The sequence below is a fragment of the Kitasatospora sp. NPDC004240 genome, from assembly GCF_053603215.1.
Genome location: NZ_JBSGFD010000286.1, coordinates 1 through 7939 on the forward strand (window position 1 = coordinate 1; position 7939 = coordinate 7939).

Annotated in this window: 8 protein-coding genes and 1 pseudogene; 4 read left to right on the plus strand and 5 right to left on the minus strand. The window is 75.9% G+C overall.

Annotation, left to right across the window (positions count from 1 at the left end; genetic code table 11):
• On the plus strand, window positions 1-542 hold a 542-nt coding region (locus tag ACWEQL_RS39035; protein ID WP_452155791.1), incomplete at its 5' end, for an NADP oxidoreductase.
• 23 nt (window positions 543-565) lie between these two features.
• On the opposite strand, the gene ACWEQL_RS39040 is transcribed toward ACWEQL_RS39035, so the two are convergent.
• Window positions 566-1036: a hypothetical protein gene (locus ACWEQL_RS39040; protein ID WP_452155793.1), complete on the minus strand. Its 471-nt coding sequence runs from the start codon at window positions 1034-1036 to the stop codon at window positions 566-568.
• A 48-nt stretch (window positions 1037-1084) separates the two neighbouring features.
• Between ACWEQL_RS39040 and ACWEQL_RS39045 the strand changes: the two genes are divergently transcribed.
• The 3 genes from ACWEQL_RS39045 (at window position 1085) to ACWEQL_RS39055 (ending at window position 5604) form a co-directional block, all read left to right on the plus strand.
• Window positions 1085-2806, plus strand: a complete 1722-nt coding sequence (locus ACWEQL_RS39045) for a hypothetical protein (RefSeq protein WP_452155795.1) — start codon at window positions 1085-1087, stop codon at window positions 2804-2806.
• Window positions 2807-3013: 207 nt separating this feature from the next.
• Window positions 3014-4444: a hypothetical protein gene (locus ACWEQL_RS39050; RefSeq protein ID WP_452155797.1), complete on the plus strand. Its 1431-nt coding sequence runs from the start codon at window positions 3014-3016 to the stop codon at window positions 4442-4444.
• Complete coding sequence (locus ACWEQL_RS39055; RefSeq protein ID WP_452155799.1) at window positions 4441-5604, plus strand: ARPP-2 domain-containing protein; 1164 nt, start codon at window positions 4441-4443, stop codon at window positions 5602-5604. The genes ACWEQL_RS39050 and ACWEQL_RS39055 overlap by 4 nt, the downstream gene beginning before the upstream one ends.
• Before the next feature lie 222 nt (window positions 5605-5826).
• Here the strand turns inward: ACWEQL_RS39055 and ACWEQL_RS39060 are convergent, their stop codons facing one another.
• From ACWEQL_RS39060 to ACWEQL_RS39075, 4 genes and pseudogenes are all read right to left on the minus strand, one after another.
• Window positions 5827-6420: a DUF2867 domain-containing protein gene (locus ACWEQL_RS39060; RefSeq protein WP_452155801.1), complete on the minus strand. Its 594-nt coding sequence runs from the start codon at window positions 6418-6420 to the stop codon at window positions 5827-5829.
• Window positions 6421-6657: 237 nt separating this feature from the next.
• The gene (locus ACWEQL_RS39065; protein WP_452155803.1) at window positions 6658-7062 is read right to left on the minus strand and encodes a hypothetical protein; all 405 of its coding nucleotides are present in this window, start codon (window positions 7060-7062) and stop codon (window positions 6658-6660) included.
• A 172-nt stretch (window positions 7063-7234) separates the two neighbouring features.
• Window positions 7235-7651, minus strand: a complete 417-nt coding sequence (locus ACWEQL_RS39070; RefSeq protein WP_452155805.1) for a roadblock/LC7 domain-containing protein — start codon at window positions 7649-7651, stop codon at window positions 7235-7237.
• A gap of 97 nt (window positions 7652-7748) precedes the next feature.
• A pseudogene (locus ACWEQL_RS39075) lies at window positions 7749-7939 on the minus strand (hypothetical protein); the annotation flags it as partial.

The window sequence follows — 7939 nt, forward strand, 5'->3', positions numbered from 1 at the left end:
GGGCGGGCGCCGGCGGCGGCGGCCTCGCGGCGGCAGCGCGGTTCGGCGAGGCGGTCCTGGTCGCCGTACCGGCGGACGTCGCACCGGAGTTGGCGGAACGGCTCGCGCCGGAACTGGCCGGGCGGACGCTGCTCGACTGCACCGTGCCGATGGCGCCGGGCCCGGCCGGACCCCTGCTGACCACCGCGGGCGGGCCGGACTCGGTCGCGACCCGGCTGGCCGGGGCGGCGCCGGCGGCCCGGGTGGCGAAGGTGTTCGGCATCTGCCACGAGAGCGTCTGGACGCTGCCCCGGCCGCGGTTCGAGGGCGCGCCGCTGGGTGTGCCGTTCTGCGCGGACGATCCCGCCGCGGCGGAGCTGGTCACGGGCCTGGTGACCTCGATGGGCTGCTCGGCCGTGCCCTGCGGCGGCCTGGACCGGGCGGGCCTGCTGGAGGCCACGGCACTGTTCGCGATCGGGGTGTGGTGGGCCGGCGGCGAGGCCCGTCACGCCTTCCCGTCCCCGGCACTCGCCCCGGGCGCGGTGGACGACGAGCAGCTCTGACCCCTGGCCCCACCCGTGCGGCCCTACCCCGCCAACAGCACGTCCAGGGCCGCACGGGCGCCCGCCACCCGGCGCCGCCACCCCGCCGTCCGCAGGCCCACCGTGTCCCACTCCACGACCGGATCGCCGCCGCTCACGCACAGGCCGTAGACCTGGTGGGCCACCTGGTCGGTGAGGAGTTCGTCGTAATGGAAGGAGCCCTCGAACGCGGCCCAGGCCACCGCCGGCCCGTCCGCGCAGACCCGTCGCAGGGCCGCGCCCGTGTAGCCGCGCAGGTCGAGCGTGATGTCCTCGAAGTCGAGGTCGTACGAGATCAGGCCGAGCCGCGCGATCGCCGCCGGCTGCCCCAGCAGGGGGAACGGCAGCACCTCGTCGGGCACCAGCCCGGCGAGGTGGAAGGCCCCCGCCGGGAGCGGGGTGTTGCCCGCGCCGGCGACGAACACGTTCACCGAGGCCGGACCACGCCAGTCCAGCAGCTCCTGCACAGCCCTCACTGCCGCCTCCCCCGTCCGCTGGCCGCCGCCGGGTCTAGGCTAGCGATCATGAACGACACCGAGGCGCCCTGGCACGTGCTGGAGGATGTGGCCGAGGGCGAGGAGCGGACGCCGGGGCGGCTGCGTGCCATGACCACCCCCGGCGACCTCCGAGCCGAGGGCGTCGCCTGGTACCACCTGAGCTCCACCGTGAACCTGATGTCCCCGCCGGCGCTCGTCGCCCCGGTCCTGGTGCAGCTGCTGGAGCTGCTGCCCGACCTCGGCGGGAGGCGGCGGGTCGCGGTGCTCGACATGGTCCGGCGGAGCGCGCGGGCGGCGCGGCTGGGCACCGGGCGCGCGAACGTCCCCGGGCTGGAGTCCGTGCTGGCCGCCGGCCTTCGGACGGCCCTGGCCCTGGTCGACGACGCCGACCCCGAGCTGCGCCTCCACGCCGTGAGGGTGCTGGAGGAGATCCGTCCCGCCGACCCGGCGGCGCTGGAGGCGCTGCGCCGGCAGGCCGCCGCGGAGCGCGAGCCGGCCGTCCTCGCCCGCCAACTGCTGGCGGCCGGCGAGCTGTTGACGGCGGCCCGGGCCGCCGACCCCGGGGGATGGCTGCGGCCGTGGCAGGAGCACCCGGACCCGCACGTCCGGCTGGCCGCCGACACGGCCCGCCTGCTCTGCGAGCGTCCGCCGGCCACCACCCGGCCGTCCTTCACCGGGTACCGGCTGGACGATGACCGGCGCCGCGCCGCCGCCGCGCAGGCCCGTACCCAGGTGGAGACCTGGCGGCGCCCGCCGGACGGCGCGTGGGAGACCCTCCTCGACTCGCTGTCCGACGACGAATCCCTCGCCGGCTGGGAGTCGCGCGGGACCATCGCCCACGCCGGGTCGGCGATCGCGCCGCACGCCGACCGGCTGATCGCCTTCGTCGACCAGGAGGACTGGCGGGGCGACTGCGCCCTCCGGGCCCTGGTCGGCCTGGGTGACCGGAGGGCGCTGCCCCGGTGCCTCAAGCGCCTCGGCACCGTGCCAGTCGAGGCGCCGCCCGTCGAGGCGCTGCCCGTCGCATGGGCCGGGGAGCTGCTGACGGCCCTGAGGCAGGCCGGGACCGTGCCCGCCCACTGGGGGCGGGCGGCCGCGCCGGCCACGCCCGAGCTGATCCGCCTGCTCGAGGGCATCCGGGCCCGCGCGGCGGCCTGGACGCTGGGCCGGATCGGGCCCGAGGCCGCGGCGGCGGCCGGGCCGCTGGCCGCCCTCGCGCGCGGCGAGGTCCGTCCGGCCCGGTACGAGGAGGCCTACCAGGTGGCCTCGAACCCCTGGCACGGCACCCAGACCGCCGCCTGGGCGCACTGGCGGATCACCGGTGACCCCGGGCTCGCCCTCGCCGTGATCGGCGGGGCCGCCCGGGCCGGCCTGGGACGGCCCGTCCTCGGCCACCTCGCCGACCTCGGCCCGCTCGCCGTCGGTCACGCCCCCGACGTCCGGCCGATGCTGAACAGCGTCGGCGCGTGGACCCGCGTCGGAGCCGCGCAGGCGTGGTGGCGGCTGACCGGCGACGCGGAGACCGCCGTGGCGACCCTGCTGCCGGAACTGGGCCCGCTCGCCGCCGGCCGGACCGGCGAGCTGCCGCTGCGGGTGGTCACGATCCTCGGCGCGATCGGCCGCCCCGCCGCGGCGGCCGTCCCCCTCCTCACCGAGGTCGCCGCCTCCGAACGCCGCTACACCTCCACCATCCTGGACGACGAGCGGCTCCAGCGGGCCGTCACCACCGCGCTGGCCGCGATGACCTGACCGCGGCCGCGGGTCCGGACCCCGCCGACCCGACGCCCCCCGGCGCGGGGGCGGGCCGGCCGCCTGCTACGGTCGACGGGCCGGCCGCGGGACTCCGGTGCGACTTCCGGAACGCGCCTGTAAAGCATTGATTCGCAGTTCGTGCCCCCATTCCCCGGCCGGCATCCAGCAGCGGGGAACGACGGACAGCAGGACGGTGGGGGCACGGTGGAGACGTACGGCGACCTGATCGCCGCCGAGGACGTGCTGTTCTTCGTCAACGCCGCGATCACCGCCACCGGCCAGCGCGAGTTCCACAGCGGCGCGGCGGAGCAGCAGCTGTCGCTGGACTTCCTGCACGAGTACATGCGCGTGAACTACCGGGACGCCTACGCCGCCACGCTCTCCCTCGACATCAACGACCACAACGCCGCGCTGATCGTCCGCCGCCTGCTGGAGAACGCCCGCGAGGCCACCGATGAGCAGCGGCGCGCCGAGGGCCGGCTGATCGCCCGCCGGCTGACCCTGCTGCCCCCGCAGCGGGTCTACCGGCTGATCGCCGAACTGCGGCGGGCCAAGGTCAACAACCGCCGCACCCGGGCGATCCTGCGCGACTGGCTCGCCGGCCGCCCGGACCAGGCTCTGGACGCCGTGAAGTACCGCGGCGGGCTCAAGCTGGCCCTGCGCCACACCCATCTGCGGCCCGGCGACGAGGAGACCGGCGACTTCCTGTACGCCCCCGGCCGGCGCACCCGCTACCGCTCGCCGCTGCTGGACGCCTGGACCCGCGCCCACCACGAACGGTCGGCCCTGTACGAGCTCCCGTACACGGTGGCGGAGGGCTTCGCCGCCCGGCACGGCGTCCCCCGCGGCGACTTCCTGGAGCGCATCGCCCCGCGGATGACCGCGCACGAGCGGCTGCGCCTCCAGGAGTCCGCCCGCGACCGGGGCGCCGAGGCCGTCCGCACCGACCTCGCCCGGATGCCGCTGACCCGGCTCGCCTCGTACGTGCTCGGCCTGCCGCCGGCCGACCGGGTGGCCCGCCGCGACGGGCTGACGCAGGCCCTGCGGGCCGCCGCGCGACGGGCGGCGGGCGCGGAGGCGGGCGGCTGGGGGCGGGTCGCGGCGGTGCTCGACGACAGCTTCTCGACCCTCGGCTCGGGCCAGAAGCGCCGGCGCCCGCTCGCCGTCGCCCTGGCCTGCCACTTCCTGCTGGAGGCGCTCGCCGGGGAGTACACCGCGCTGTGGACGTCCGGCCGCACCGACGCGCTGCTGGTCCGGCCGTACGGGCCCACCCCGCTCGGCCGGCGGATCCTCGACGCGCTCGACACCGCGCCGCAGCGCCTGCTGATCGTCTCGGACGGCTGGGACAACGCCCCGCCGGGCCTGGCCGCCGAGGTGCTGCGGGTGTGGCGCACCCGGCTGGACCCGGACCGGCGCACCCGGATCGTCCACCTCAACCCCGTCTACGACGCCGGGGGCTTCGACGTCCGCCGTCTCGCGCCGACCGTGCCCACGGCCGGGCTGCGCGACGCGGAGGACCTGCCGGCCCTGGTGGAGTTCGCCGCGTTCGCGGAGGGCCGCACCGGGATCGACGAGCTGACGGCGCACCTGGCGGCCCGTACGGAGCGCTTCCTGGCCGCCACGGAGAACCCATGACGACGCAGTCCACGCCCGGCCCCGCGTTCCGGCCGGACCTCACCGGGCTGACCGCCCGGCCCGCCCAGGTCTGGGGCGGGGTGCGGCTGGTGCCGCTGGTCCGCGAGGAGCCGATCACCGACCTCCGGCTCCACCAGGAGCTCTACGGGGAGGACGCGTACGCCTGCGTGCCGACCGGCGCGCGGACGGGCTACCACGCGTTCGTCCCGCACGGCTTCGTCGCCGACTGGACCCGCGACGGCACGCCCGCCGCCGCGTACGGCACCCAGCTCGGCCCGGACGCCCCCGAGCGCGTACGGCTGCGCCCGCCGCGGCGGATGGCCAAGCGGGAGAGCCGGACCAGGCTGCGCTTCCTGCCGCTGCACCTCACCCTGGAGGGCTACCTCGCACTGCACTTCGGCGGCCCGACGGTCGCCTGGGAGCAGTGGTCCGAGCAGGCCCTGCGGCGCGGGCTGTCACCGCGCGCCGAGGAGGCCTACAGCGGCGACCAGGTCCGCGGACTGGCCGACGCCCTGCGGGTGTTCGAGATCCACCCCGGCCAGTGCGGCACGGCGCTGTACGTCGCGGACGCGCTCGCCGCCGTCTTTGTGGTGCCGCACCCGGACGACTACCGGGCGCTGCACCGCAGCCTGCTCCTCGACCTCTACGGCGAACTGGTCCACCACTACGGCACCCTGACGGCCCCGGTGCCCGACTTCCGGGCCGACCTGCGCTCCGCCCCCGTCCGCTCGCTCGCGGAGCTGCGCACGGCCGTCGAGGAGCAGGAGCGCGCGTGGGCGCGGTTCCACGACTCCACCATGGCCGGCGGCCTGCTGGACGCCGACCACCGGAGCCACACCGTCCGGCGGATGGACCGCTTCACCCTCTCGCGCTTCCTGCCGGACTTCCGGCCCAAGCGGGAGAACCACATCGGCGAGGCGATCACGGACGCCGAGGGCCGGATCGCCTACCTCAAGACCTTCCGCCTCTCGGAGAGCCAGGTCCGTCGCGGCCACCTGCTGGACCGGCTGGCCGCGCACGACTGGCACCTCCCCCGGACGGCCGCGGCCCTGGACCTCACCGAGTACCAGCTGGGCCTGCGCCTGGAGGGGGCCGGCTTCGGCCACCTGCTGCGCCAGGACGTCCTGGACCACTACCGCCGCCGGGCCCGCAGGCCGTAGGGCGCCAGGGCGTGTCTGACAATTCGCGGCGGATCAGCGCGCGGCTCCCCCAGCCTTCGGCCGGGGGGACCCCCATCCGTGCGTGCATCGCAAGGCGGAGGAAGAAGTCCATGCGGTGGGGGCACCTCCCAGCCGGAGGCTGGGGGCCATCGGCGCCTGACGACAACGTGGCGAGGTGCGTGCTCCGGCGTCGCGCGCCCGGCGGGAATTGTCAGACACGCCCTACGTCCTCGGGTGGGCGTCGCGCTCGCGCCAGGCGCGTTCCCACTGGCGGGTCAGCGCGGGGTAGACGATCAGGTGGCGGAACGGCGCGATGAGGGCCATGTAGAGGCGGCCGAAGCGGCCGTTGGGCTTGACCAGGACCGCCATCCGCAGTTCGTGGCCGCCGCCCTCGGCCGGCGCCCAGCCGAGGTGCATGAGGGTGTGGACGGTGCCGTTGGCGAGTTCGCTGACGGACTCGTCGGCGAGCTCGTACACCGGGGTCAGCGGGAAGGCGGGGTCGGCCTCGGGCGCCGTGGCGGCCAGGTCGTCCGGCAGCCGCTCGCGCAGCGACCGCACCCGCTCGCCGAGACCGGTCGAGGGCCGGTCCCAGCCGAGCAGGGCGCCGAGCTTCCAGCGCACCGCGAACAGGAAGCGCACCGGGGCGGACTGCCCCTCGAACGAGCCGCCCGTCCGCATCGCCCGGAGCATGGCCGGGAAGTCGTCCGGCCCCGCGCCCGGGGTGCGGTAGGACCAGACGTCCTCGACGCGGAAGTCCCGGGCGAACTCGTGGACGCGCCAGGGACGTTCGGTGTGGGCCGCGATGGGGAGCCGCATCGGCGCCGCCGCCTTTCCTGCTCGGGGGCCCGGTCGGGGCCCCTCGTATACGCCACCGTACAGAACGACCATAGGCCTCACATACGGTGGCGTACACATCGGGGCGGGTGACCTGGGCCACATCGCGCCCCGGCGGCCGGTCGCCCCCGGCGAGCCACACGGACCGCTACGGCCGGTTACGGTCCGGAACGACCGGCCCGTCACGACGGCGGGCTCAGACGCGGGCGTGCGGCGCGGTCACAGCCGGCCGGCCTCCTTGAGCACCCGGCGGGCCTGGGCGAACAGCATGCCCACGTTCACCGTCTTGCGGCAGACCACCACGGCGACGACCTCGTCGGTGCTGTCGATCCGCAGGAAGAGGTGCGTCAGGTTGTCGCTGTTGACCAGGATCTCCTGGAAGTAGTGCCGGTCGCTGACGACCCCGCGACGCTCCTTGAAGATGCCCTCGATCATCACCACGTTCCGGCCCTGGAAGAGGTCGAGGGTGGCCGCCGCCAGCATGTCCAGGACCTCCGGCGGGTGCGAGTCGACGGTCTCCACCGACAGCAGCATGCCGGTGGACATGTCGATCACCCCCGCCGCGACGCAGTCCGGCACCTCGGCGCGCAAGCCCTTCACCAGACCCGTGACCCGCTCGGTCATGGTCTGGGTCCCTCGGACGTCCGACCCGCTCACTCGTGCTCCTTCTCCCTGTTGTCCTGGAACTCGCCGTTGTGCCGGCGCTCATCGCCGGCCCGGCACCCGCCGCCGGCCCGGAACCCGCCCGGTGCCGGCCCCGCGGCCGTCGCCCGGGCGGGCCGCACGGGCCGGCCCTTCATCCGCCGCCCGCCGATCCGCTGCTCACCGATCCGCTGCCCACCGTGGTGAGCAGGACGTTGATCCGGTCCGCGGAGTCCTGCGCCTCGGCGTGCAGCCGCTGCACGTCCATCCCGGCGTCGCCGAGCACCCCGATCAGCGCCATCTCGCCGACCGGCCGGGTGACCAGGTAGCCGTCGGTGAACTGCGACACCACGTGGCGCAGCCGGCCCTTGCTGCTCATGCCGCCGGCCCGGCTGGCGATGCTGAAGGAGGCCGCGGTGAGGGCGGCCAGGCTCTCGGCCTCGGCTCTCTCGTCCGTCTCGGCGGTGATCACCAGTCCGTCGACGGAGGTCACCACGATGTCGGTGACCCCGACGACCTTGTCCCGGAGCACCCGCACCTCTGCGGCCAGCCGGTCATGCCTGTCAGTCACGGTTCTCCCGTTGATTGGTTGCTGGGTACCGACGCGAGCCGCGCCGCCTCGGTCTGTTCATCCCCCCGGGACGCACCGGGCCCGTCCGCGCCAACCGCTACTCCTGGCCGCCGGACCCCAGGTACCGCGCGACGAGCGCCGAGGAGGGCAGCCAGGCACCGGCCACCGGCCGCAGCGGCAGGACCTCGGTGATCCCGCTCGCGCCGGGCCGGCGCCGGGGAAGCCGGCCGGGTTCCGGCGTACGGCCCGGTTCCGGCGTACGGCCCGCGGGCCCGGCCGGCTCCGGCC